The following is a 25468-nucleotide window of genomic DNA, read 5'->3' as shown; positions in this document are numbered from 1 at the left end:
GGAGTGTGGCCCGAAGGCCTTCCACCCGGTTATCGGCAGGGAGACGGGAACTTGTAACGATTTGTTATGGAACTGTGGTCTGACTTCTGTTCTGGTCATGTTCCTGAAAAACCGCTTTTGCGGTAAACATCGCATTCAGCGCCGCCGGAAACCCGGCGTAAAGCGACATCTGGATAATAACCTCAATCAACTCTTCCCGCGTGCAGCCCACATTAAGCGCGGCGTGAAGATGCACCGCCAGCTGCGGCTGCGCGTGGCCAAGTGCGGTAAGCGCGGCGACGGTGGCAAGCTCCCGGCTTTTTAGATCCAGTCCCGGGCGGCTGTAAACATCGCCAAAGCCGTATTCAATAACGTAGCGGCCCAGATCCGGCGCGATGTCGGCCAGCGCGGCAATGACCTTTTCTCCTGCGGTGCCGTCGATTTCCGTCAGGCGCGCCAGGCCCGTTTCATAACGTGATGCAGTCATGTTGTTCTCCTCATGGTGTTGATAAGAACAACGGTAAACCTTCGAGTAAACTCCAGGTCAAGCGCGGTTTTTTAAAAGCTCCCGGTCGTACCAGGCCATCTTTTCCTTCAGCCGCTCCAGATGAACGACCTGCTCAGCCAGTCGCCGCTCCAGCCTTTCGGCATGCTCCGCCAGCAAGGCGCGACGCTCGGCGGCGGTACCCTCGCCCTGGCTTCGCAACGCGGCATAGCGCTGGATCTCCTCAAGCGGCATATCCGTCGCTTTGAGCCGTCGGATAAACGCCGCCCAGTCGATGTCGCTCTGGCGATAGTCGCGGTGGCCCGCCGCGTTGCGCCCCGGAACCAGTAATCCCAGCTTTTCATAGTAGCGCAGGGTATGCGCCGTAAGACCGGTGAGTTCAGCAAATGCCTGTATCCGCATATCGCCTCCAGACCAATAAAAAAGGCCGCACAAGGCGGCCTCTGTTTTGCAATAACGCTTATGCGTAAACCGGGAAACGCGCGCAGATATCCAGCACTTTCTGCTTGATGCGCTCAATGGTCGCTTCGTCGTTGATATTGTCCAGCACGTCGCACATCCAGCCAGCCAACTCCTGCACTTCCGCTTCTTTGAAGCCGCGACGGGTTACCGCCGGAGAACCGATACGGATACCGGAAGTCACAAACGGGCTCTTCGGATCGTTCGGCACGCTGTTTTTGTTAACGGTGATGTTGGCGCGGCCGAGCGCGGCGTCCGCCTCTTTACCGGTCAGGTTCTTATCTACCAGATCCAGCAGGAACAGGTGGTTTTCAGTACCGCCAGACACCACTTTGTAGCCACGGTTCAGGAACACTTCCACCATCGCTTTGGCGTTTTTCGCAACCTGCTGCTGGTAGGTTTTGAACTCCGGCTCCATCGCTTCTTTCAGCGCCACCGCTTTCGCCGCGATAACGTGCATCAGCGGGCCGCCCTGCGCGCTCGGGAACACCGCAGAGTTCAGTTTTTTGTACAGCTCTTCGCTGCCGCCTTTGGCGAGGATCAGACCGCCGCGCGGACCCGCCAGCGTTTTGTGCGTGGTGGTGGTCACAACGTGCGCATGCGGAACCGGGTTCGGGTAAACGCCTGCGGCAATGAGGCCTGCCACGTGCGCCATGTCAACGAACAGGTACGCGCCGATGCTGTCGGCGATTTCACGCATTTTCGCCCAGTCAACGATACCGGAGTAAGCGGAGAAGCCGCCGATGATCATCTTCGGCTTGTGCTCTTTAGCCTGCTTCGCCATGTCTTCGTAGTCAATTTTACCGGACTCATCGATACCATAAGGGATGATGTTGTAGAGCTTGCCGGAGAAGTTAACCGGAGAGCCGTGCGTCAGGTGGCCGCCCTGCGCCAGGTTCATACCCAGCACAGTATCGCCCGGTTGCAGCAGCGCGGTGTAGACCGCGAAGTTCGCCTGGGAGCCAGAGTGCGGCTGGACGTTGGCGTAGTCTGCGCCAAACAGTTCTTTCGCGCGGTCGATAGCCAGTTGCTCAACGATGTCGACATATTCGCAGCCGCCGTAGTAGCGCTTGCCCGGATAGCCTTCGGCATATTTGTTGGTCAGCTGAGAGCCCTGAGCCTGCATTACGCGCGGGCTGGTGTAGTTTTCGGAGGCGATCAGTTCAATGTGCTCTTCCTGACGTACTTTCTCTTGCTCCATCGCCTGCCAAAGTTCGGCATCATAATCGGCAATGTTCATTTCACGCTTTAACATCCGCATCTCCTGACTCAGCTAACGGTAAATTTACTGCATTTTGAAGGGCCCTTGCAGGCAACGCGCAACAGTGTAAACCGCCTGACCGGTATTGACAAAGATTTTTACGCAAACGTTTGGCATGCCGCAGGACAAGGCCCTGCCGCGCTTTAGTCAAGCCAGTGAATCACGATTTCTTTTCAGCTTTGTGATGCAGATTTCTCAACATCCCGCCCCGTTTCGCCTGTAAAGAGAAAAACCCTTTACACGGCAGGGAGACCTTTTATAAGATGCATTTAAAATACAACTTATAGATATTTCTCTTTGTTAAGGAAGCTGCCATGCTTGATGCACAAACCATCGCCGTTGTGAAATCCACTATCCCCCTGCTCGCCGCTACCGGCCCGAAACTCACCGCCCACTTTTACGACCGGATGTTTACCCACAACCCGGAACTGAAAGAGATTTTCAACATGAGCAACCAGCGCAACGGCGACCAGCGCGAAGCACTGTTCAACGCCATTTGCGCTTACGCTACTCACATTGAAAACCTCGCGGCGCTGCTGCCGGCGGTGGAAAAAATCGCCCAGAAGCACACCAGCTTTCAGATTAAACCCGAGCAGTACAATATTGTCGGCGGTCATCTGCTCGCCACGCTGGATGAGATGTTCAGCCCGGGCCAGGAAGTGCTGGACGCCTGGGGCAAAGCGTACGGTGTGTTAGCCCAGGTGTTTATCAACCGCGAAGCGCAGATTTATCAGGACAACGCGGCGAAAACCGGCGGCTGGGAAGGGACCCGCGCGTTTCGCATCGTTGAGAGAAAACCGCAAAGCGCGATTATCACAAGCTTCGAATTCGAGCCGGTGGACGGCCAGCCGGTGGCGGATTATCTGCCAGGCCAGTATGTAGGGGTGTGGATCAAACCCGACGGGTTCGCGCATCAGGAGATTCGCCAGTACTCGCTCACACGCAAGCCGAATGGCAAAACTTACCGCATCGCGGTCAAGCGCGAGGGCGAAGGTCAGGTTTCTAACTGGTTGCATAACGCAGCAAAAGTGGGCGATGTAGTGCAGCTTGCCACGCCAGCAGGCGATTTCTTTATGCAGGTTGCGCCGACCACACCGGTCACGTTGATTTCCGCAGGCGTTGGTCAGACGCCGATGCTGGCGATGCTCGATACCCTTTCCCAGGCAAAACACCCGGCGCAGGTAAACTGGTTCCACGCAGCGGAACAGGGTGATGTGCATGCGTTCGCCGACGAAGTGGCGCGGCTTGGCGCCGAACTGCCGCGCTTTACCCGCCATATCTGGTACCGTTCGCCTTCTGAGGCAGACCGCGAGGCGGCGCGCTTTCAGAGCGAAGGGCTGATGGAGCTTGGTCTGCACGAAGGGCATTTCAGCGCGCTAGAAATGCAGTTTTACCTTTGCGGCCCGGTGGCGTTTATGCAATTCGCCGCAGAGCAGCTGGTAGCGCTGGGCGTAAGCAGCGAGCGCATTCACTACGAGTGCTTTGGGCCGCATAAGGTGCTTTAACGCAATGCGGCGGGGCGTTTCGCTTACCCGCCGTTGAGCGTGGCGGAAATGCGCGGGGGGGGTGAATCCTGCCCTCTCACGCTCATAAAAAAGGCAGGTCCAACGACCTGCCTTTTTGTTGAAGCAACGCGCCGTTAGATAGCCGCGTCGTCTTCTTCGCCGGTGCGGATGCGTACCACGCGCGCCACATCGAAAACGAAAATTTTGCCGTCGCCGATTTTACCGGTCTGGGCGGTGCGAATAATGGTGTCCACGCAGGTATCGACAATATCGTCGGTCACCACAATCTCAATTTTCACTTTCGGCAGAAAATCGACCATATACTCAGCGCCGCGGTAAAGCTCGGTATGACCTTTCTGGCGACCAAACCCTTTCACCTCAGTCACCGTCATTCCGGTAATGCCTACTTCCGCCAGCGCTTCACGTACATCATCCAGTTTGAAGGGTTTAATAATCGCATCAATCTTTTTCATGGTGGATCCTTAACTCTTTCACGCCTGCCCGGCGCGGCTCAACTGCGTAATCGGTGGCTCAAATTACCACAATCCGGCGCCTTTTGGCGCATGAAAACTACTCTTTGAAATCATTAGCGTCGAGTTCATGACGAGAGAGCAGTTTATAGAACTCGGTGCGGTTGCGTCCGGCCATCCGCGCCGCATGGGTAACATTGCCTCGGGTAATTTGCAGCAGTTTGCGCAGGTAGTTAAGTTCAAACTGATTGCGCGCCTCCACAAAGGTCGGCAGCACCGTGTTTTCCCCTTCCAGCGCCTGCTCCACCAGCGCCTCGCTGATGACCGGCGCCGAGGTGAGCGCCACGCACTGCTCAATCACGTTCACCAGCTGGCGCACGTTGCCGGGCCAGCCTGCCGCCATCAGACGCTTCATGGCGTCGGTAGAAAAGCTGCGCACGAAGGGTTTATGCCTGTCCGCCGCCTGGCGCAGCAGATGGTTCGCCAGCAGGGGAATATCCTCGGCGCGCTCCTGCAGCGTCGGGATTTTGAGCGTCACCACATTCAGTCGATAAAAGAGATCTTCACGGAATTCGCCGCGCGCCATCGCTTTTGGCAAATCGCGGTGGGTCGCGGAGATAATACGCACGTCGATGTCGATATCCCGGTTGCTGCCAAGCGGGCGGACCTTCCGCTCCTGCAACACGCGCAGCAGTTTTACCTGCAAGGGGATAGGCATATCGCCAATCTCGTCAAGAAACAGCGTGCCCCCCTCCGCCGCCTGAAACAGCCCTTCCCGGCTGCTGACCGCGCCGGTAAAGGCGCCGCGCGCATGGCCAAACAGTTCAGACTCCAGCAACTGTTCCGGCAGCGCGCCGCAGTTAATCGCGATAAAGGCGTTTTTACCCCGGCTGCTGGCGCTATGGATAGCCTGCGCCAGCACCTCTTTGCCGGTACCGCTCTGTCCGTTAATGAGAATGCTCACGTCAGACTGCGCCACCATGCGCGCCTGTTCAAGCAGGCGCAGCATAACCGGGCTGCGGGTGACGATGGTCTCGCTCCACGGGTCGTCACCGGCAATGACCGTATGGGCGAGCGCGTCGTCTATCGCTTTGTAGAGCGCGTCTTTATCCACCGGTTTAGTAAGGAAACTGAAAACGCCGCGCTGCGTTGCGGCCACCGCGTCGGGAATCGAACCGTGGGCGGTCAGGATGATAACCGGCATGCCCGGCTGGATTTTCTGGATCTCGGCGAACAGCTGCATGCCGTCCATCTCATCCATGCGCAGGTCGCTTATTACCAGGTCGATTTTCTCACGCACCAGCAGGCGCAGCCCCTCCTGGCCGCTTTCCGCCGTTGAGACGGAAAACCCTTCGCTGGTCAGCCGCAGGCCCAGCAGCTTCAGCAGCCCCGGGTCGTCGTCCACCAGCAACAGCCGGGCGGATTTATGTGATGTCATGGTTTCGCCTCCTCCTTCGCGGGCGCGCGTTCTTTATCAGCGGCGCTCCCTTCCTGAGATTTTGCGCCATCGGCGGGATGCTCCGGCTCCTGCAGGTAACCGCCCGCGCCTTTGCGCGTGGAGAGCTGACGTTCAATATCCGTCAGGTTCTCCAGCTTGCGGGTCGTCAAATTAAGCTGCGAGCGCAGGCGCTGTTGCTGCTCGCGCAGCGTATCAAGTTCAAGATCGGTAGATTGCTGAAGCTTGCTGTAGCGGCCGCGTTCGCTGGCAAGCTGCAGTTGCGCGGCTTGCCCGTCGCGCCAGACCTGAAAAAGCGGGCGTACGTGCGCGGGGATCTGCGCGGCCATCTCATCAAGGCGAGCAAAATAGTCGCGGCGCTCCATAGGGGTAATTTTGGCGTTCGCCAGCAGGATGCCGCGCTTGAACGTCGCCTGCCAGGTATCGTCCGGCCAGGCGCGGGCTTCAGCCCGGGCTTCCGCAGGTCCGAGCCGCTGCGCACACTCCATGCCGCGCAGCCAGTAAAGCGGGTTCGCCTCGATATGAGGGCCTTCCAGCTGCCAGATATCGGCGCAGTCGGTAGCGAAAAAATCCGGTAATTGCTGTTCTGGCAAAGCAGGTTGTTGATTCTGATGAATATTGCTGTGAATCGGCCCCTCTGCGCACCCGACCAGTAAAAGAGGCGCGAGCGCAAAAGAGGCCAGCGTGCGGAAAAAACCGCGCTGTAATGGGCGCGCGCGCAGGCGACGCCATGAGCTAACCGAAAATAAAGTCATTGTTTTAAGCTTTCCGGGTCAAAGACGGGCAATTCAATACGAAAACAAACGTCCGCGTTGTTATCGTCCACCAGACGAAGCTCGCCATGCATTCGGCGAATACCATCCCGGGCAATACTCAGTCCCAGGCCACTGCCTTTTACCGCCCCTTTTCGTTGATGGCTTCCCTGATAAAAAGGCTCGAAAATCAGCTCCCGCTCCGCTTGTGGGATCGGCGCGCCGCTATTGGCGACTTCTATGCGTATTTTTTGCCCAACCTGACGGCTGCGTAGGTAAATGTTACCGGATTCACTGCCATAGTACACCGCGTTGGAATAGAGATTGTCGAGCACGCTCATCAGCAAGGTGGGTTCCGCCAGACATTCGGTCGCTTCCAGATTAACCCCGGTATGCATCATTTTAGCGCGCGCCGGCAAACTGTGAGCGGTAATCACCATTTCAATAAGCGGCGCCAGATCCACTTTTTCAAGCTCCACCGCGCCGGTTGCCAGCTTGCGGTTGTAATCAAGCAACTGCTCGATAAGGGTTTGCAGATTGCGGCTGCTGTTATCAAGAATAGCCACCACCTCTTTTTGCTCCGCTGTCAGCGGCCCAACCACCTGATCGGCCAGCAATTCTGTGCCTTCGCGCATACTGGCAAGCGGCGTTTTTAACTCATGGGAGATGTGACGTAAAAATTGATGCCGCTGGGATTCAAGCCAGGCGAGGCGCTCGCTCAGCCAGACGATACGCTGGCCTACGGAACGCAACTCGCGAGGGCCTTTAAACAAGCCGGCGCTGTCCGGCGTGCGCCCCTCCCCCAGCAGGTTAATCATGCGTTCAATGCTCTTCACCGGCCCGATAATCATGCGGGTGAAAAGCACCACCAGCACAAGGCTGACCAGAAACAGGCCCAGCGCCAGCCAGCCGAAGAATTGCCCGCGCTCGGCGATAACGCGCTGCAGTTGCTGCCCACGAGAAAAGATGGTGCTGCGGGTGATTTGCACCATCGAGGTATTGGCTTCGGCAAACGCCTTCAGGCGCGCGGCGGCCTGTTCATCCGGCCCGCTATTAATGCAATGCAGCTGCGTCAGCCCATTGAGGCTTTCACGTAGTGAAGCGTAAAGGTTGTCGGCGGGAATAGCGGCCGCCTGCACATTCAGCATTTGTACATAGCGCCGACGCTGGTCCTGATAAACCCGCGCCAGCGTGTCGTCGTCTAATACGCAATACTGGCGGTAGCTGCGTTCCATCTCCAGCGCGGCATTGGTCATCGCCTCGCTGCGCCGGGCGTCGATGAGTGTGGAGCGGTTAACCAGCGCCGCCTGAGCGCTCAGCGCATTAAGGCTTTGCCAGGCCTGCCAGGCGAGGATCAAAAGCGGAACCAGCACCAGCACAAAAGCCATAATGACCAGTTGGCGCAGCGAGCGGGGAAAAACAGGCCAGCGTTTCAACAGCACTTTCTCCAGCAAGGGTAATGACCTGATGCTAGCCGAGACGGAGGCGTCATGAAAGGGCGGCAGAAACAACAAAGGCAGGGTAATAACCCTGCCTTTGTTCTGGAATGAGGCGGTGCCTTACTCAACGTTTCGCCCTGGGCCTGAAATAGCAGCGCTATGATCAGAAGTTGGACGGCAGGCACCTGTTTGTGCGTCATTCGAAGTTTATGTAGCGCTCGCTTTGTGAAAACCAAAGGGGCTGACATAAGAAGGTGAATGAGCCACTGAGCCATATTATGCATCCATCATGCCAACACAGCCAGTAAAAAAATAAGTCACTGTAAATAATGTATTTTTAATTTATGACGCCGCTCTCAAATCTCATACTTTTTTCGTAGCGGTGTCTCCTGAAGGAGACGGTATATAAGCAATAATTTTATATGTTTATTTATCAATAGATTAAATGTCGCCAATTAGAGACACCGCCTACCGGTTCTTGTTGCCGATCACCGACACTTTTCTTTACCGCCGCGAACCCATAAAAAAAGGGTCTCCGAAGAGACCCTTTTTCTGACAGGCAAGGCTTAGCCAAGCTGCTTGCGCGCGTTGCGGAAAATACGCATCCACGGGCTGTCTTCGCCCCAGTGAGTCGGGTGCCAGGAGTTCGCCACCGTGCGGAAAACGCGCTCCGGGTGCGGCATCATGATGGTCACGCGGCCGCTTTCGCTGGTCACGGCCGTGATGCCGTTCGGCGAGCCGTTCGGGTTTGCCGGGTAGTTCTCAGTCACCGCGCCGAAGTTATCAATGTAGCGCAGCGCCACCAGCCCTTTGCTTTCAAGCTGGGCGAGGTGCGCTTCGTTACGCACTTCCACACGGCCTTCGCCATGAGAGACGGCGATTGGCATATGCGAGCCCGCCATGCCGTCAAGCAGCAGCGACGGACTGGCGGCCACTTCCACCAGGCTAAAGCGCGCTTCAAAGCGATCTGAAGCGTTGCGCACAAAGCGCGGCCACAGTTCGCTGCCCGGGATCAGCTCACGCAGATTCGACATCATCTGACAGCCGTTGCACACGCCCAACGCCAGCGTCTGCGGACGGTGGAAGAAGGTTTCAAACTCATCGCGCACGCGCTCGTTGAAGAGGATGGACTTCGCCCAGCCTTCGCCCGCGCCCAGCACGTCGCCGTATGAGAAACCGCCGCACGCCACCAGCGCCTGGAAATCGTCCAGACCGCGACGGCCCGCCAGCAGGTCACTCATATGCACGTCGATGGCGTCAAAACCTGCACGATGGAACGCCGCCGCCATCTCAACGTGGGAGTTAACGCCCTGCTCGCGCAGCACCGCCACTTTCGGACGCGCGCCGGTCGCGATGAAAGGCGCGGCGACATCGGCGGCGATATCAAACGTCAACTTCACGTTAAGACCCGGATCGCTGTCGTTGGCTTTCGCTTCGTGCTCCTGGTCAGCGCAGGCCGGGTTGTCGCGCAGGCGCTGCATCTGCCAGGTGGTTTCCGCCCACCACATACGAAGCGTCGTGCGGCTTTCGCTGAAGACGGTGCTGCTGCCTGATGTCAGCGTGAAGCGATCGCCCGCCACCGCTTTGCCCAGATAGTGCACGCAGTCGCCAAGACCGTGATCGTGAAGCACGCGCTCAACCTGCTCGCGATCGTCCGCTGCCACCTGGATCACCGCGCCCAGCTCTTCGTTAAAGAGCGCCGCCAGACGATCGTCGCCAAGCGAAGCGATATCCGCTTCAACGCCGCAGTGCCCGGCAAAGGCCATTTCCGCAAGCGTCACCAGCAGACCGCCGTCAGAGCGGTCGTGATAGGCGAGCAGGCGACGCTGCGCCACCAGCGCCTGAATGGCGTCATAGAAGCCTTTAAGCTGCGCTACGTCGCGCACGTCGGCAGGCTTGTCACCAAGCTGGCGGTAAACCTGCGCCAGCGCAGTGGCGCCGAGCGTGTTTTCGCCTTTGCCGAGATCGATAAGCAGCAAGGCGTTATCGGTGGTGCAGAGCTGCGGCGTAACGGTGCGGCGCACATCTTCCACGCGAGCAAACGCCGTAATAACCAGCGAGAGCGGCGAGGTCATTTCGCGCTGCTCGTTGCCCTGCTGCCAGCGGGTTTTCATCGACATGGAGTCTTTACCCACCGGAATAGTCAGACCCAGTTGCGGGCAGAGCTCTTCGCCCACCGCTTTCACCGCTTCATACAGGCCCGCGTCTTCACCGGGATGCCCCGCTGCCGCCATCCAGTTTGCAGAGAGTTTTACGCGCTTGATGTCGCCGATTTGCGTGGCGGCGATGTTAGTCAGCGCTTCGCCGACTGCAAGACGCGCGGAAGCGGCGAAATCGAGCAGCGCCACCGGCGCGCGCTCGCCCATCGCCATCGCTTCGCCGTAGTAGCTGTCGAGACTTGCGGTAGTCACCGCGCAGTTGGCCACCGGCACCTGCCACGGGCCGACCATCTGGTCGCGCGCCACCATGCCGGTTACAGTGCGGTCGCCGATGGTGACAAGGAACGTTTTTTCCGCCACGGTCGGCAAGTGCAGCACGCGCTTCACCGCCTCTTCAAGCGTGATATCGGCACGGTCCAGCGCTTCGCCTTTCACCTGCATGCGCTCAACGTTGCGGGTCATTTTCGGCGTCTTGCCCAGCAGCACGTCGAGCGGCATATCGATAGGCTGGTTGTCGAAGTGACGGTCGTTCAGCGTCAGATGCTGCTCTTCGGTCGCTTCGCCAATCACTGCATAAGGGGCGCGTTCACGGCGGCAGAGTTCGTCAAACAGCGCGAGCTGCTCCGGCGCCACCGCCAGCACGTAACGCTCCTGGGATTCGTTACACCAGACTTCCAGCGGGCTCATGCCCGGCTCGTCGTTTAAAATGTCGCGCAGCTCGAAACGGCCGCCGCGACCGCCGTCGCTCACCAGTTCCGGCATGGCGTTGGAAAGACCGCCCGCGCCGACATCGTGAATAAAGAGAATGGGGTTGGCGTCGCCAAGCTGCCAGCAACGGTCAATCACCTCCTGGCAACGACGCTCCATTTCCGGGTTGTCGCGCTGCACGGAGGCGAAATCGAGGTCAGCGTCCGACTGGCCGGAAGCCATCGACGACGCCGCGCCGCCGCCAAGGCCGATGTTCATCGCCGGGCCGCCGAGCACAATCAGCTTCGCGCCAGGCGGGATTTCGCCTTTTTTCACGTGCTCGCCGCGGATATTGCCAATGCCGCCCGCCAGCATGATTGGCTTGTGATAGCCGCGCAGCTCTTCGCCGTTGTGGCTGGTCACTTTCTCTTCATAGGTGCGGAAGTAGCCGTTGAGCGCAGGACGGCCGAATTCGTTGTTGAACGCCGCGCCGCCAAGCGGCCCTTCGGTCATGATGTCGAGGGCGTTAACAATACGATCCGGCTTGCCGAAATCTTCTTCCCACGGCTGTTCAAAGCCCGGGATGCGCAGGTTAGACACCGAGAAGCCCACCAGCCCCGCTTTCGGCTTCGCGCCGCGCCCGGTGGCGCCTTCGTCACGGATTTCGCCGCCGGAGCCGGTCGCTGCGCCCGGCCACGGAGAGATAGCGGTCGGGTGGTTGTGGGTTTCTACCTTCATCAGGATATGCGCTTTTTCCTGATGATAGTCATAACGGCCTTTGTCGTGGTCGGCAAAGAAACGTCCCACCGCAGACCCTTCCATCACCGCCGCGTTGTCTTTATAGGCGGAGAGCACAAATTCCGGCGTCTTCTCGAAGGTGTTTTTAATCATTTTGAACAGCGACTTCGGCTGCTGCTCGCCATCGATCACCCAATCGGCGTTGAAGATTTTGTGACGGCAGTGCTCGGAGTTCGCCTGGGCGAACATATAGAGTTCGATATCGTTCGGGTTGCGCCCAAGTTTTGTGAAAGCGTCAAACAGGTAATCAATCTCATCTTCCGCCAGCGCGAGGCCCAGCCGCAGGTTGGCTTCCACCAGCGCGCCGCGCCCCTGAGCCAGCAGGTCGACGCTCTGTACCGGCGCCGGTTCGTGGTGAGAAAAGAGCGCCTGCGCCGCTTCCAGCGAGTCGAAAACGGTTTCCATCATGCGGTCGTGCAGCTCGTCGGCGACGGCCTGCCACTGGGCGGCGGTTAAGCCAGAAGCGTCAACATACCAGGCCACGCCGCGCTCCAGGCGCTTTACCTGGGCCAGCGCGCAGTTGTGCGCGATATCGGTCGCTTTGGAAGACCAGGGGGAGATGGTGCCCGGGCGCGGCGTCACCAGCATCAGGCGGCCCGTCGGGGCATGGCTGCTGAGGCTCGGGCCATATTGCAACAGCCGCTCAAGGCGGGCGCGCTCTTCGGCGCCGAGCGGGGCGTCGAGGTCAGCAAAATGGACATACTCGGCGTAAATGTCGCTTACCGGAAGGTGTGCATCTTTGAAACGAGCCAGCAGTTTGTTAATACGAAATGCCGACAGAGCGGGCGAACCACGCAGAATTTCCATCATCAAGTCTCTCGTCTTCGAAGCGCCAGGGGGCACTTCAGTGGGCGCAAGGGGGAAAACGGGCGTCATTATAGAGAATCCCCGGCCCCGACGAAACCGTTTGCGTAGAAATAAAATCAGGCTTTTTTCCCATTGATTGCCCTGCCGTATCGCTCTAATTAGTTGCTATACATCGCTTTGTTACGCAAAATGCCGCTCAGTGTTCACCCCTTATAAGCGGTTTAATAACGATATTTTGCTGAGACCTGAGGCTGCGCAGAGAATTAACTAATTGAAAAAATTAAAGATTAATTATCTGCTCATCGGCATCGTTACTTTGCTGCTGGCAGTGGCGTTATGGCCATCCATTCCCTGGTTCGGTAAAACCGACAATCGCATCGCGGCGATTCAGTCGCGCGGCGTGCTGCGCGTAAGCACCGTTGTCACCCCGCTGACCTACAATCGCCAGGACGATAAAGTCTGGGGTCTGGATTATGAGCTTGCCAGCGCGTTCGCCGACTACCTGGGCGTGAAGCTTCAGGTTACCGTGCGCCAGAACATCAATCAGCTGTTCGACGACCTCGACAGCCAGCGCGCCGACATTCTGGCCGCCGGCCTGGTCTCCAACAGCCAGCGCAGCCAGAACTATCAGGCGGGCCCAACCTACTACTCCGTCTCTCAACAGCTGGTTTACCGCATGGGCAAACCTCGCCCGCGCACGCTGGCGGGCCTGACCGAAGCGCAGCTGACGCTTCCACCCGGTCACGTGGCGGCGGACGACCTGCTCAACCTGAAAGCAAAAAAATATCCGGATTTGAGCTGGAAAGTGGATGATAAGCGCAACAGCGGCGAGCTTTTACAGCAGGTTGTACAGGGCAAGCTTGATTACACCATTGCCGATTCGGTCGCCATCAGCCTGTTCCAGCGCGTGCATCCGCAACTCGCCGTCGCGCTCGACATCACCGACGAGCAGCCGGTGACCTGGTTTAGCCAGCGCAGCAGTGATAACTCCCTTTCCGCCGCGCTGCTCGATTACTTTAACCGCATTAACGAAGACGGCACCCTGGCGCGTCTTGAAGAGAAATACCTCGGCCACGGCGAAGGGTTTGATTATGTTGATACCCGTACTTTCCTGCGCGCTATAGACAATATCCTGCCGGAGCTGCAGCCGCTGTTTGAAAAATATTCAGGTGAGATTGACTGGCGTCTGCTGGCCGCTATTTCGTGGCAGGAGTCGCACTGGGATACCCAGGCGACCTCACCGACCGGCGTACGCGGGCTGATGATGCTCACCCGCAACACCGCCCAGAGTCTGGGGCTGACCGACCGACTGGATGCAGAGCAGAGCATCAGCGGCGGTGCGCGCTATTTGCAGGAGATGATGGCGAAAGTGCCGCAGAGCGTACCGGAAGAGGAGCGGATTTGGTTTGCGCTCACCGCCTATAACATCGGCTACGCCCATATGCTGGACGCCCGGGCGCTGACGGCGAAGCAGAAAGGCAACCCCGATAGCTGGGCCGACGTGAAGCAGCGTTTGCCGCTGCTGAGCCAGAAGCCCTGGTACAGCAAAACGACCTATGGTTACGCGCGCGGTCATGAGGCTTACGCCTACGTGGAGAATATCCGTAAGTACCAGATTAGCCTGATGGGCTATTTGCAGGAGAAGGAGAAGCAGGCGGCGAAAGCGCAGGCAGAGGCGAAAGCGAAGTCGCAAGCCGAAGCGGAACAGTCGACGATGCCAGCGTCCCTCGCCGCCACGCCGCTATCCTCTTTCATTCCGCTTTACGGGCAGCTTCCTTTAACGCCTTTTTTTCGAGGCGACGCTGGCGAAAAAAATCGCTCAGTAGAGCAGAGCATTCTGGTGCAAGCACCCCTTCAATAACCTGCACCTGGTGGTTCATGCCCGGGTGGCCTGTGACATCCATTAGCGAGCCTACCGCGCCAGTCTTGGCGTCACGCGCGCCAAACACCAGCGTGCCGATGCGCCCATGCACCATCGCGCCGGCGCACATGACGCACGGCTCCAGCGTGACATAAAGCGTCGTGTCCAGCAGACGATAGTTCTGCAGCACCAGTCCGCCCTGGCGCAGCGCCATGATTTCGGCATGCGCGGTAGGGTCGTGACGGCCAATCGGGCGGTTCCATCCCTCGCCAATCACCTGGTTATTGTGTACCAGCACAGCGCCTACCGGCACTTCGCCCTCTTCCCATGCGCGCTTTGCAAGCGTCAGGGCGTGGCGCATCCAGTATTCATGATTCAGTTCGCTGTCCGACACGGTGTTCTCCGGGGAAATAAGGCGGGCGGCATTATACACACCGTTTCCAGGTTGCGAAACGCGCCTTATTCCAGCTGCTGGAGCTGCCCCTGCGGGGTCACGCGCCAGCGGTGCTGGCAGAAGTACAGCAGCGGGTTATCCTGCTTGCTGTCGCTGTAACCGCTGTAAAGACGCAGCGGCGTGCCTATCTGCTGTTCCAGCTGCGCCACTTTCTCATGGCCCAGGCAGCGCAGCGTCAGCACCCAGCCGCCGTAGCCGCGCTTCATCTGGCTGGCGATGACGTTTACGCGCGGCAGCCAGGGGGTATCGAAATAGACCCGTTGCACAAGGGATTGCGGCGAGCCGGTAATCAGCCAGACATCGGCATCGGTGCTGGAGAGATAACCGGTGAGGCGCTCATGCACCACGGGAAAGGTGGTCACGTGGCCGCGAAACCAGGTCGCGAACTCCGCCTCCAGCTGTTTTAACCGCGCCTCGCTGTGGCCAAAGGTGCAGCCCCACAGCAGGAGGCTCATCGGCCAGCGAGCGGCGCGGCCTTTTATCAACAGCGCGACGCCGATAACCGGCAAAAGTGGGATTACCAATAGCAGATTGAGCGGCTGGCGACGCAGCAGATAGCGAAGAAAGGCGCCGAACATATCCTGCTGATGCAGCGTGCCGTCCAGATCGAAAAAAACTACCCGTCGCTCGTTACTGATCAAACTCTACTCCTCTGGATCGTGAAAGCCCATCAGCCAGGTAAACAGGAAACCTGCGATTACCGCTACAAGATAGCCTAACAGATAGAGCATGACTTTTCCGGTCACGATAGTTAATGCCAGCGGCAAACCGGAGATGCCGAAAGTGATAACCGTCGCGACTTTGAAGTAGCTGATAAGCGCGCCGCCCACCGCGCCGCCGAGGCAGGCGGCGATAAACGGCTTGCCGAGCGGCAGCGTGACGCCAAAAATCAGCGGCTCGCCGATGCCGAGCAGCCCTACCGGCAAAGCGCCCTTGATGACCTTTTTAAGCCGCGCGTTGCGGGTTTTTAACAGCACGGCGATGGCCGCGCCTATTTGTCCGACGCCCGCCATCGCAAGAATGGGAAAAAGCGCGTTATAGCCGTGCGCCTGCACCAGCTCGACGTGGATCGGCACCAGCCCCTGATGCAGCCCCGTCAGCACCAGCGGCAAAAAGCTTCCCGCCAGCACCGCGCCTACCAGCAAACCGCCTTTGTCGATGGCGAGCGACGCGCCATGAGCAATGGATTCTGAAATCCAGCCGCCGAGCGGCTGCAGCGCCACGATAGCCAGCGTGCCGGTGACCAGCGTGGTAATAAGCGGGTTGAAGATAAGCTCCAGCGAACCCGGCAGCCAGGCGCGCAGCCGCTTTTCAACCCAGCACATCAACGCCACCACCAGCAGCACGGCGATAACGCCGCCCCGCCCCGGCTGCAGCGCTTCGCCGAACAGCGTTATCTGCGCCAGTTGCGGGCTGGAGAGGATGCCCGCCATAACGCCGCCCATCGCCACCGACCCGCCAAACACCTTCGCGGTGTTCACCCCCACCAGAATATTCATAATGGCGAACACCGCGCTGCCGAAAATGGCCAGCAATCCCAGCAGATTAGGGTAGTGAGTGGCAAAATCGCCCACGATATCGGGGCGTTTCAGGATGTTAATAATGCCGGTGATCAGCCCGGAGGCGATAAAAGCGGGAATCAGCGGAATAAAAACGTTGGCGAGCTTGCGCAGCGCATCACTCATCGGCGCCTTGTAACGCGCTTTCGCCTGCGCCCGGTTACGCTCGACATCATCAAACGCGGCGCTGGACGTATCGGCGCCGGCTATTTGCGCGCGCATCGCATCAACCACCTGCGCGGCGCGGCCCGGGCCGACAATCAATTGATGCTGCTCTCCCTGCTTCACATAGCCGCTGACGCCGGGCAACGCCTTCAACCGGGCGATATCCAGTTTCTCCTCGTCCTGCACCTCCATGCGCACCCGCGTCATACAGTTTTCCAGCCGCAGGATATTATTCTGTCCGCCTACGCCCAGCAGAATATCGCTGGCAAGCGACGCCGTTTTTTCCATCGCCCTTCCCTCGCTATTGTTGTAACGCCGCCCGCAGAAAACCATTATGCGCCGCCAGACGCGCTTCGGCGGCAGACGCATCCAGACCAGTCAGCACCATCAGGATCGCGGGTTTTACTTCATACCCGGTCTGTTCCAGCACCGCCTGCGCCTCTTCGCGCGCAACGCCTGTCGCTTCCATCACCATGCGGCAGGCGCGGTCCACCAGCTTTACGTTGGTCGCTTTCATATCCACCATCAGGTTCTGGTAAACCTTGCCAAATTTCACCATGGCGCCCGTGGAGATCATGTTCAGCACCAGCTTTTGCGCAGTGCCGGACTTAAGTCGCGTGGAGCCGGTAAGGGCTTCTGGCCCCACGACGGGCGAAATCGCGATATCCGCCTCGCGGGCAATCGGCGACGCGGGGTTACAGGAAATCGCCACCGTTTTGCAGCCTGCGGCGCGCGCATATTGCAGGCCGCCAATAACATAAGGCGTACGTCCGGAAGCGGCGAGGCCCACGACCAGATCACGGGCGGTAAGGTTTAACGCTTTAAGATCCTCTTCGCCAAGCTGCGGGTTATCTTCCGCCCCTTCGACCGCTTTTAACAAAGCGCCTGGCCCGCCGGCAATCAGACCCACCACCAGGCCATGAGGCACGCCGAATGTCGGCGGACACTCGGAGGCGTCCAGCACGCCCAGCCGCCCGCTGGTGCCGGCGCCCATGTAGATAATGCGCCCGCCCGCTTTCAGGGCATCGGCGGCGGCGTCCACCGCCTGCGCCACTTCCGGCAGCGTAGCTTTTACCGCCTGCGCCACCCGCGCGTCTTGCTCGTTAAAACGCGTAACCATTTCAAGCGTGGAGAGCGCGTCAAGATCCATGGTTTGTGGATTACGGCTTTCGGAAACCAGCGAGCCGAGATTCATATTGCACCTCTGAATATTTAATTCATAATGATTGTTCTATAATGGAATATAAAATTCAAACAGGCGAGTGAAATTCCCGGTCTCCTTAAAGCGGATCACACTCACCTTCGGAGTGACCTGATGAACTGTCTTATATGCATCCGTCAGCGCTATCCGGGGCTTGCGCAGAGCGACCGCCGGCTGGCGGACTATTTGCTGGCGCAGCCAGACCGCGCACGCCATTTGAGTTCACAGCAACTAGCGGCCGAGGCAGGCGTCAGCCAGTCGAGCGTGGTGAAGTTCGCGCAAAAGCTGGGGTATAAGGGGTTTCCGGCAATGAAGCTCGCTATCAGCGAAGCGCTGGCGACCAGCCCCAATCCGCATTCGATTCCGGTGCATAACGAAATTCTCGGCGACGACCCGCTGCGGCTGGTGGGAGAAAAGCTGATTAAAGATAACGTGGCGGCCATGCACGCTTCGCTTGATATCAACACGGAAGAGAAGCTGCTGGCGAGCGTCACGCTGCTGCGCGACGCCCGGCGTGTAGTGCTGACCGGCATTGGCGCCTCCGGGCTGGTGGCGAAGAATTTTTCCTGGAAGTTAATGAAGATTGGCCTTAACGCCGCCGCCGAGCAGGATATGCATGCGTTGCTCGCGAGCGTGCAGGCGCTGGAGGAAGGCGATTTACTGGTGGCTATCTCTTATTCCGGCACGCGGCGTGAAATCAACCTTGCCGCCGACGAGGCGCTGCGCGTGGGGGCGAAGGTGCTTGCCATCACCGGCTTTAGCCCGAACGCATTGCAGCAGCGCGCAACCCATTGCCTTTATACCATTGCCGAAGAGCAGGCGACGCGCAGCGCCGCTATTTCATCCACCTCTGCACAGATGATGCTTGCCGATTTACTGTTTATGGCGCTGGTGCAGCAGGATCTGGAAAAAGCGCCGGACCGTATTCGCCACAGCGAGGCGCTGGTGAAAAAACTGGTCTGAGCAGGGAATGGGCGTATAATGCCCGCCCTGTTTGTGTTGTTTCTGAGAATTTCCCGATGGCGCTGTTAATCACCAAAAAATGCATCAACTGTGACATGTGCGAGCCGGAGTGCCCGAATGAGGCGATTTCGATGGGAGATGCCATTTATGAAATTAACACCGACCGCTGCACCGAATGCGTGGGCCATTACGACATACCGACCTGCCAGAAAGTGTGCCCGATCCCTAACACCATCATTAAAGATCCGGCGCACATTGAGAACAATGAACAGCTGTGGGACAAGTTTGTCCTGCTGCATCACGCCGACAAGATTTAGCTTTCGATAATCACCGTCGCGCAGGCGTAATGCCGCTCGTCGGCAAGCGTAACGTGCACTGACGTTACGCCCATCCTCTGCGCCAGCCGCTCGGCTTCATCCCATAATCTCAACCTGGGTTTCCCTAATTCGTCGTTGAAAACCTCAAACTGGTTGAAGGCGAGCCCGTTGCGAATGCCGGTACCAAATGCTTTTGCCGCCGCCTCTTTCACCGCAAAGCGTTTGGCGAGAAAGCGCACCGGCTGCTGGTGGGCCTGATACTGCAACCACTCGTTGGCGCTAAGCACCCGCTTCGCCAGCCGGTCGCCGGAACGGGAGATGACCGCTTCGATGCGCTCAATCTCCACGATATCGGTGCCAAGGCCAAGAATAGCCATCAGCGACGCGCTTCTATCATCAGGCGCTTCATTTCCGCCACCGCCTCTTTCAGGCCGCTCATGACCGCGCGGCCGATAATCGCGTGGCCAATGTTCAGCTCATGCATCTCCGGCAGCGCGGCGATAGCCTGCACGTTATGGTAGGTCAGGCCGTGCCCGGCGTTCACCTTCAGCCCCTTGCTTGCGGCATAGGTAGCGGCTTTGGCAATGCGATCCAGCTCTTTCGCGCGGGTAGCGTCATCCTGCGCGTCAGCGTAGCAGCCGGTATGGATTTCAATATACGGCGCGCCGACGGCGACAGCGGCGTCGATTTGCTGGTTGTCGGCATCGATAAAGAGCGAAACCAAAATGCCCGCGTCAGCGAGGCGCTTGCAGGCGTCGCGCATTTTGTCGAGCTGCCCTGCCACATCCAGGCCGCCTTCGGTGGTCACTTCCTGGCGTTTTTCCGGCACCAGGCAGCAAAAATGAGGTTGGGTTTCGCAGGCGATGGCGATCATCTCTTCAGTGACAGCCATCTCGAGATTCATGCGGGTGTGGAGAGTCTGGCGCAAAATACGCACGTCGCGGTCGGTAATATGACGACGGTCTTCACGCAAATGAACGGTAATGCCATCCGCCCCCGCCTGCTCGGCGATAAAGGCCGCCTGAACCGGGTCCGGGTACGCCGTACCGCGGGCGTTACGCAGCGTGGCAATGTGATCGATATTAACGCCTAACAGCAGTTCAGCCATGACTATCCTCGTAAATCGGCAAAGTGTGCAGGCAGTTTACACCCGACAGCGAAAAGCTGGCTACGGCTGAGGACTCAAGCCTTATCAGGCGGCGGCGTGAGTGGACGTTTTTTCGGCACAAACTGGCGAAACAGCTCGCGGCTTTTGAGCGGTTTGCCGCCAAGATAGGGCTTAAGCGCCATGCGGGTAAAGCGTTTAGCGGCGCGCAGCGTGTCGATATCCGCAAACTCGCGGCTGGCAAGGGCTTTAAGCTGCCGTCCGGTAAAGGTGTTGTGGTCGATAACCACGCTCGCAATGAAACCTTTCTCTTCGCGATAACGGTAGGTCATCTCGTCCGTTACCTCTTCGCCGGTTCCCGCGCAGTGCAGGTAATCAATGCCGTAGCCAAGATGGCCCAGCAGCGCCAGTTCAAAACGACGCAGCGCCGGCTCCGGGGAGCCTGAGGTTCCCGCCAGCGACTGAATGCAGTGAAGATAGTCAAAAAAGAGTTCGGAGAAGCGGGTTTCCGGCTCGAGCACCCGCGAGACGAGTTCGTTGACGTAAAGGCCGCTGTAAAGCGAAATGCCAGAGAGCGGCAGCGCGAGGGAGACGGCTTCTGCGCTGGTGAGGTTTTTCACCTCTCCTCGCCCGCTCCAGCGCACCAGCAGCGGGGTGAAGGGTTGAAGCGCGCCTTTAAGATTAGAGCGTTTGCGGCGCGCGCCTTTGGCGACAACGCGCACGCGCCCTGCCTCCTCGCTGAAGAGATCAAGCATCAGGCTGGTTTCGCTCCACGGGCGCGCGTGCAGCACAAAGGCGCGTTGCCAGCCTTCCATCAGCGGACCTTACAGGTCGTCTACATAACCGAGACTGCGCAGCGCACGCTCGTCATCGGCCCAGCCCGATTTCACTTTCACCCACAGTTCAAGGTGGACAGGTGCTTCGAACATCTCCTGCATATCCTTACGCGCTTCAATGCCGATGGTTTTGATTTTGGCGCCTTTGTTGCCAATCACCATTTTCTTCTGCCCTTCGCGCTCTACCAGGATAAGGCCGTTGATGTCATAGCCGCCGCGCTCGTTGCTCTGGAAACGTTCGATTTCCACCGTCACCGAGTAAGGCAGTTCAGCGCCAAGAAAACGCATCAGCTTTTCACGGATGATTTCAGAGGCCATAAAGCGCTGGGAGCGGTCGGTGATGTAATCTTCCGGGAAATGGTGAATCGCCTGCGGCAGATGTTTGCGCACAATGCCAGCGATAGTGTCTACATTCATGCCCGTTTCAGCAGAAATCGGCACAATGTCGAGGAAATTCATCTGACTTGCCAGGAACTGCAGATGCGGCAGCAGATCGGCTTTTTCTTGCACGTTATCGACTTTATTCACCGCGAGAATAACCGGCGCTTTGCCGTCGCGCAGCTTGTTGAGCACCATTTCGTCGTCCGGCGTCCAGCGCGTGCCTTCAACCACGAAAATAATCAGTTCGACATCGCCGATTGAGCTGCTCGCCGCACGGTTCATCAACCGGTTGATGGCGCGTTTCTCTTCCATATGCAGACCCGGGGTATCAACATAGATAGCCTGGTACGGGCCTTCGGTATGGATGCCGACAATGCGGTGACGCGTGGTCTGTGCTTTGCGGGAGGTAATAGAGATTTTCTGCCCAAGCAACTTGTTCAGCAGGGTGGATTTGCCAACGTTCGGACGACCAACGATGGCGATAAATCCGCAATAGGTTTGTTCTTCGCTCATTCCAGCTCCAGTTTTTTCAGCGCCTGTTCGGCGGCAGCCTGCTCCGCCTTGCGGCGGCTGGAACCCGTGCCAACCACCGGTTCACTCAGGCCACTGACCTGGCAGTGGATAGTAAATTCTTGATCGTGGGCTTCACCACGCACCTGCACGACCAGATAAGAAGGCAGCGGCAGGTGGCGCCCCTGCAAATATTCCTGCAGGCGGGTTTTCGGATCTTTTTGCTTATCGCCCGGGCTGATTTCGTCCAGACGTTTTTGATACCAGGAGAGAATAAGGCGCTCGACGGTCTGGATATCGCTGTCGAGAAAAACACCGCCAATTAGCGCTTCTACGGTATCGGCAAGAATCGATTCACGACGAAAGCCGCCGCTTTTCAGCTCGCCCGGCCCAAGGCGCAAACATTCGCCCAGTTCAAATTCGCGAGCGATTTCCGCCAGCGTATTGCCGCGTACGAGCGTCGCGCGCATACGGCTCATATCGCCTTCATCTACGCGCGGGAAGCGATGGTAGAGCGCATTCGCGATGACGAAACTCAAAATGGAGTCACCCAGAAACTCCAGACGCTCATTATGCTTGCTGCTGGCACTGCGGTGGGTTAATGCCTGCTGCAACAACTCCTGATGATGAAAAGTGTAGCCCAGCTTTCGCTGCAGCCGATTAATTACGATGGGGTTCATGCGATACCAATTAATGAATGCGTCAACAATGCAGCACACGGAACAGGGCTGAAAAGGAATCAAAGCTGTTTCGTGTGCCGTGGCTCCCTTACGGGAGCCAACCTGAAAACTCGGGGGAATATTCTATACAGAACGACAGGGGATGTCGTTAGTCTGAATGGATTTAATTGATCAATGGATTCCGCCAATACGGCTCAGTCGAACGCCGGTTGGCCATTCGCCTTCCTGCTTCTCAAAACTCATCCAGATGGCGGTGGCTTTTCCGACCAGATTTTCTTCCGGCACAAAGCCCCAGTAACGGCTGTCGGCGCTGTTGTCGCGGTTGTCACCCATCATGAAATAGTGACCCGGCGGCACAATCCAACGGCCTAACTGCTGGCCCGGCTGCTGAAAGTAAATACCCAGTTGATCCTGTGCGATAGGCACCATCAGAATGCGATGCGTCACGTCACCCAGCGTCTCTTTACGCTCAGTCAGACGAATGCCGCCTTCGCGACTTTCGTTTTTCGGCACGTTAAAGAAGCCGCTGCTGGCTTCACCGCCGTTGCGACGCGAGAAAGTCTGCACAAAATCGCCTGGCTCCACGTTGGAATAGGTGACCGGCAACGCGCTGCCGCAAGCCTGGCCGGAACTGCAGTTCGGCTCGATAGTCACCTGCTTGGCGACCGGATCATAGCTGACTTTATCGCCCGGCAGACCTACCACGCGTTTAATGTAATCCAGACGCGGATCTTCCGGATATTTAAAGACCGCGATATCCCCACGCTTCGGATGACCGGTTTCGATCAGCGTTTTTTGGTAGATCGGATCTTTAATACCGTAAGCGAATTTCTCCACCAGGATAAAATCGCCGATCAGCAGCGTCGGCATCATAGAGCCCGACGGGATCTGGAAGGGCTCGTAGATAAACGAGCGCACGATCAACACGATCGCCAGCACCGGGAAGATGGACGCGCCCGTTTCCAGCCAGCCCGGTTTCGGGCCGACTTTTTTCAGCGTTTTGGTATCCAGCTCTCCGCCAGAGGCAGCCTGCGCCGCCGCCTGACGTTCGCGGCGTTTTGGTGCGAAGACAAATTTATCCAGACACCACAAGATGCCCGTGCCCAGCGTGGCAATCACGAGGATCAGGGCAAACATATTCGCCATGCCAACTCCTTAGGTTATTTGCTGTCTTTACCCACATGCAGAATGGCGAGGAACGCTTCCTGCGGCAGTTCGACGTTGCCGACCTGCTTCATACGCTTCTTACCTTCTTTCTGTTTCTGCAACAGTTTCTTCTTACGGCTTACGTCACCGCCATAGCATTTTGCCAGAACGTTTTTACGCAGCTGTTTTACCGTAGAGCGAGCAATAATATGGTTGCCGATAGCCGCCTGAATCGCGATATCGAACTGCTGACGCGGAATCAACTCTTTCATCTTTTCCACCAGCTCGCGACCGCGGTATGGCGCGTTATCGTTGTGGGTGATGAGCGCCAGCGCATCGACGCGCTCGCCGTTGATAAGCACGTCCACACGCACCATGTTGGATGCCTGGAAGCGTTTGAAGTTGTAGTCGAGCGACGCATAGCCGCGCGAGGTGGACTTCAGGCGGTCGAAGAAGTCGAGCACCACTTCCGCCATCGGGATTTCATACGTCAGCGCAACCTGATTGCCGTGGTAAACCATGTTGGTCTGCACGCCGCGTTTCTCCACGCATAGCGTAATGACGTTGCCGAGGTATTCTTGCGGCAGCAGCATATGACATTCAGCAATCGGCTCACGCAGCTCATTGATGTTATTCAACGGCGGAAGCTTGGACGGGCTGTCGACGTAAACCACTTCTTTGTTTGTCATCTCCACTTCATACACTACGGTCGGCGCCGTGGTGATGAGGTCGAGATCGTATTCACGCTCCAGACGCTCCTGGATAATCTCCATGTGCAGCAGGCCGAGGAAGCCGCAGCGGAAGCCGAAGCCCAGCGCAGTAGAACTTTCCGGCTCATAGAACAGGGAGGCGTCGTTCAGGCTCAGCTTGCCGAGCGCGTCGCGGAAAGCTTCATAGTCGTCAGAGCTGACCGGGAACAGGCCCGCATAAACCTGCGGCTTCACTTTTTTGAAGCCTGGCAGTGCTTTATCCGCGGGGTTTCGCGCCTGCGTCAGGGTATCGCCTACCGGCGCGCCGAGAATGTCTTTGATGGCGCAAACCAGCCAACCTACTTCGCCGCATTTCAGTTCAGTACGATCAACCTGCTTCGGCGTGAAGATGCCCAGACGGTCTGCGTTATAGGTCTGCCCGGTGCTCATGACTTTGATTTTGTCGCCTTTGCGCAGGGTGCCGTTTTTAATACGCACCAACGAAACCACGCCCAGGTAGTTATCGAACCAGGAGTCGATAATCAGCGCCTGCAGCGGCGCGTCCGGGTCGCCTTCCGGCGGCGGGATGTCGCGCACCAGACGCTCCAGCACATCCTGAACGCCCACGCCGGTTTTAGCCGAGCAGCGCACGGCGTCGGTAGCGTCGATGCCGACGATATCTTCAATCTCTTCCGCTACGCGCTCAGGATCGGCTGCCGGCAGGTCGATTTTGTTGAGCACCGGCACAACTTCCAGATCCATTTCGATGGCGGTGTAGCAGTTGGCCAGCGTTTGCGCTTCCACGCCCTGACCGGCGTCCACTACCAGCAGCGCGCCTTCACACGCGGCCAGCGAGCGAGAGACTTCATAAGAAAAGTCGACATGGCCTGGGGTATCGATAAAGTTCAGCTGATAGGTCTCGCCATTAGAAGCTTTATAATCAAGCGTGACGCTTTGCGCTTTGATTGTAATGCCGCGTTCACGTTCGAGATCCATTGAATCAAGCACTTGCGCTTCCATTTCGCGGTCGGAGAGGCCACCGCAAATCTGGATAATACGGTCAGACAGCGTCGACTTACCGTGGTCAATGTGAGCTATGATGGAAAAGTTGCGTATGTTCTTCATATAGTGAGATTTTTGTGCCTTAAAAATGCTCTGGAGGCCTCGCGCAACGCGCTGTACTGAGCCTGATAATAGTGGCTGTCTTCTGCCTGAAACGCTGCATTCTACACTACAACCAGAAAGCGGGGAAATGCTCATCCTGCAAGCATAGTCGCAACTTAATGCTGCGATAAACCGAGCGGTAACAAAAAGAAAAGCCGGC

The 25468-nt window shown here is 57.9% G+C and carries 23 protein-coding genes; 4 read left to right on the top strand and 19 right to left on the bottom strand.

What is annotated here, in order from left to right:
* Nucleotides 1-64: 64 nt before the first annotated feature.
* From MT962_RS16315 to glyA, 3 genes are read right to left on the bottom strand one after another with little or no spacing between them, the layout of a single operon-like run.
* Nucleotides 65-466, bottom strand: coding sequence for a carboxymuconolactone decarboxylase family protein (locus MT962_RS16315; protein WP_247366062.1), 402 nt, complete (start codon nucleotides 464-466; stop codon nucleotides 65-67).
* Between the two features lie 57 nt (nucleotides 467-523).
* A complete protein-coding gene (locus MT962_RS16310; protein ID WP_048888597.1) occupies nucleotides 524-886 on the bottom strand; it encodes a MerR family transcriptional regulator in 363 nt (120 codons plus the stop codon).
* Between the two features lie 58 nt (nucleotides 887-944).
* The gene (glyA, locus tag MT962_RS16305; RefSeq protein ID WP_024558767.1) at nucleotides 945-2198 is read right to left on the bottom strand and encodes a serine hydroxymethyltransferase; all 1254 of its coding nucleotides are present in this window, start codon (nucleotides 2196-2198) and stop codon (nucleotides 945-947) included.
* A gap of 320 nt (nucleotides 2199-2518) precedes the next feature.
* Here glyA and hmpA point away from each other — a divergent pair, with 320 nt between their 5' ends.
* Nucleotides 2519-3709 (top strand): NO-inducible flavohemoprotein, encoded by a 1191-nt coding sequence (gene hmpA, locus MT962_RS16300; RefSeq protein ID WP_247366061.1) that lies wholly within the window; start codon nucleotides 2519-2521, stop codon nucleotides 3707-3709.
* Nucleotides 3710-3843: 134 nt separating this feature from the next.
* Here hmpA and glnB read toward each other — a convergent pair whose 3' ends face one another.
* The 5 genes from glnB to purL form a co-directional block, all read right to left on the bottom strand.
* Nucleotides 3844-4182 (bottom strand): nitrogen regulatory protein P-II, encoded by a 339-nt coding sequence (glnB, locus tag MT962_RS16295; protein ID WP_002438074.1) that lies wholly within the window; start codon nucleotides 4180-4182, stop codon nucleotides 3844-3846.
* A 97-nt stretch (nucleotides 4183-4279) separates the two neighbouring features.
* The gene (gene glrR, locus MT962_RS16290) at nucleotides 4280-5617 is read right to left on the bottom strand and encodes a two-component system response regulator GlrR (protein ID WP_024558769.1); all 1338 of its coding nucleotides are present in this window, start codon (nucleotides 5615-5617) and stop codon (nucleotides 4280-4282) included.
* A complete protein-coding gene (qseG, locus tag MT962_RS16285) occupies nucleotides 5614-6390 on the bottom strand; it encodes a two-component system QseEF-associated lipoprotein QseG (RefSeq protein ID WP_048888600.1) in 777 nt (258 codons plus the stop codon). The genes glrR and qseG overlap by 4 nt, the downstream gene beginning before the upstream one ends.
* Nucleotides 6387-7823 (bottom strand): HAMP domain-containing sensor histidine kinase, encoded by a 1437-nt coding sequence (locus tag MT962_RS16280; RefSeq protein WP_024558771.1) that lies wholly within the window; start codon nucleotides 7821-7823, stop codon nucleotides 6387-6389. Before MT962_RS16280 ends, qseG begins: the two co-directional genes overlap by 4 nt.
* 569 nt (nucleotides 7824-8392) lie before the next feature.
* Complete coding sequence (gene purL / locus MT962_RS16275) at nucleotides 8393-12280, bottom strand: phosphoribosylformylglycinamidine synthase (protein ID WP_024561774.1); 3888 nt, start codon at nucleotides 12278-12280, stop codon at nucleotides 8393-8395.
* Between the two features lie 268 nt (nucleotides 12281-12548).
* Here purL and mltF point away from each other — a divergent pair, with 268 nt between their 5' ends.
* A complete protein-coding gene (gene mltF, locus MT962_RS16270) occupies nucleotides 12549-14138 on the top strand; it encodes a membrane-bound lytic murein transglycosylase MltF (protein ID WP_247366060.1) in 1590 nt (529 codons plus the stop codon).
* Here the strand turns inward: mltF and tadA are convergent.
* The 4 genes from tadA to murQ form a co-directional block, all read right to left on the bottom strand.
* A complete protein-coding gene (gene tadA, locus MT962_RS16265) occupies nucleotides 14029-14532 on the bottom strand; it encodes a tRNA adenosine(34) deaminase TadA (RefSeq protein ID WP_071788518.1) in 504 nt (167 codons plus the stop codon). The two genes, mltF and tadA, sit on opposite strands and share 110 nt — an antisense overlap.
* 65 nt (nucleotides 14533-14597) lie before the next feature.
* Entirely contained in the window at nucleotides 14598-15233 is a 636-nt protein-coding gene (gene yfhb / locus MT962_RS16260; protein WP_247366059.1) for a phosphatidylglycerophosphatase C, read from the bottom strand.
* A 3-nt stretch (nucleotides 15234-15236) separates the two neighbouring features.
* Nucleotides 15237-16604 (bottom strand): PTS transporter subunit EIIC, encoded by a 1368-nt coding sequence (locus MT962_RS16255; RefSeq protein ID WP_247366058.1) that lies wholly within the window; start codon nucleotides 16602-16604, stop codon nucleotides 15237-15239.
* Nucleotides 16605-16617: 13 nt separating this feature from the next.
* Entirely contained in the window at nucleotides 16618-17511 is an 894-nt protein-coding gene (murQ, locus tag MT962_RS16250; protein ID WP_024560695.1) for an N-acetylmuramic acid 6-phosphate etherase, read from the bottom strand.
* Nucleotides 17512-17631: 120 nt separating this feature from the next.
* On the opposite strand from murQ, the gene MT962_RS16245 reads away from it, so the two are divergent.
* Nucleotides 17632-18480 carry a MurR/RpiR family transcriptional regulator gene (locus MT962_RS16245; protein WP_024558777.1) on the top strand — a complete coding sequence of 283 codons (849 nt, stop codon included), beginning with the start codon at nucleotides 17632-17634 and terminating at the stop codon, nucleotides 18478-18480.
* A gap of 56 nt (nucleotides 18481-18536) precedes the next feature.
* Nucleotides 18537-18797 (top strand): YfhL family 4Fe-4S dicluster ferredoxin, encoded by a 261-nt coding sequence (locus tag MT962_RS16240; protein WP_247366057.1) that lies wholly within the window; start codon nucleotides 18537-18539, stop codon nucleotides 18795-18797.
* Here the strand turns inward: MT962_RS16240 and acpS are convergent.
* From acpS to lepA, 7 genes are all read right to left on the bottom strand, one after another.
* Nucleotides 18794-19174 carry a holo-ACP synthase gene (gene acpS / locus MT962_RS16235; protein ID WP_024558779.1) on the bottom strand — a complete coding sequence of 127 codons (381 nt, stop codon included), beginning with the start codon at nucleotides 19172-19174 and terminating at the stop codon, nucleotides 18794-18796. The genes MT962_RS16240 and acpS overlap by 4 nt on opposite strands.
* A complete protein-coding gene (gene pdxJ, locus MT962_RS16230) occupies nucleotides 19174-19905 on the bottom strand; it encodes a pyridoxine 5'-phosphate synthase (RefSeq protein ID WP_024558780.1) in 732 nt (243 codons plus the stop codon). Before pdxJ ends, acpS begins: the two co-directional genes overlap by 1 nt.
* Nucleotides 19906-19979: 74 nt before the next feature.
* Complete coding sequence (gene recO / locus MT962_RS16225; RefSeq protein WP_024558781.1) at nucleotides 19980-20717, bottom strand: DNA repair protein RecO; 738 nt, start codon at nucleotides 20715-20717, stop codon at nucleotides 19980-19982.
* A 9-nt stretch (nucleotides 20718-20726) separates the two neighbouring features.
* Nucleotides 20727-21632 carry a GTPase Era gene (era, locus tag MT962_RS16220; RefSeq protein ID WP_024558782.1) on the bottom strand — a complete coding sequence of 302 codons (906 nt, stop codon included), beginning with the start codon at nucleotides 21630-21632 and terminating at the stop codon, nucleotides 20727-20729.
* Nucleotides 21629-22309, bottom strand: coding sequence for a ribonuclease III (gene rnc / locus MT962_RS16215; protein WP_024558783.1), 681 nt, complete (start codon nucleotides 22307-22309; stop codon nucleotides 21629-21631). The genes era and rnc overlap by 4 nt, the downstream gene beginning before the upstream one ends.
* Before the next feature lie 171 nt (nucleotides 22310-22480).
* Nucleotides 22481-23455 (bottom strand): signal peptidase I, encoded by a 975-nt coding sequence (gene lepB, locus MT962_RS16210; RefSeq protein WP_247366056.1) that lies wholly within the window; start codon nucleotides 23453-23455, stop codon nucleotides 22481-22483.
* A 14-nt stretch (nucleotides 23456-23469) separates the two neighbouring features.
* The gene (gene lepA / locus MT962_RS16205) at nucleotides 23470-25269 is read right to left on the bottom strand and encodes a translation elongation factor 4 (protein ID WP_024558785.1); all 1800 of its coding nucleotides are present in this window, start codon (nucleotides 25267-25269) and stop codon (nucleotides 23470-23472) included.
* Nucleotides 25270-25468 lie beyond the last annotated feature (199 nt).

Source organism: Franconibacter sp. IITDAS19 (assembly GCF_023079515.1).
In the GTDB taxonomy this organism is placed as follows: domain Bacteria; phylum Pseudomonadota; class Gammaproteobacteria; order Enterobacterales; family Enterobacteriaceae; genus Franconibacter; species Franconibacter pulveris.
The sequence above is the reverse complement of the archived record's forward strand: the minus strand, read 5'-3'. Positions and strand labels throughout refer to the sequence as shown.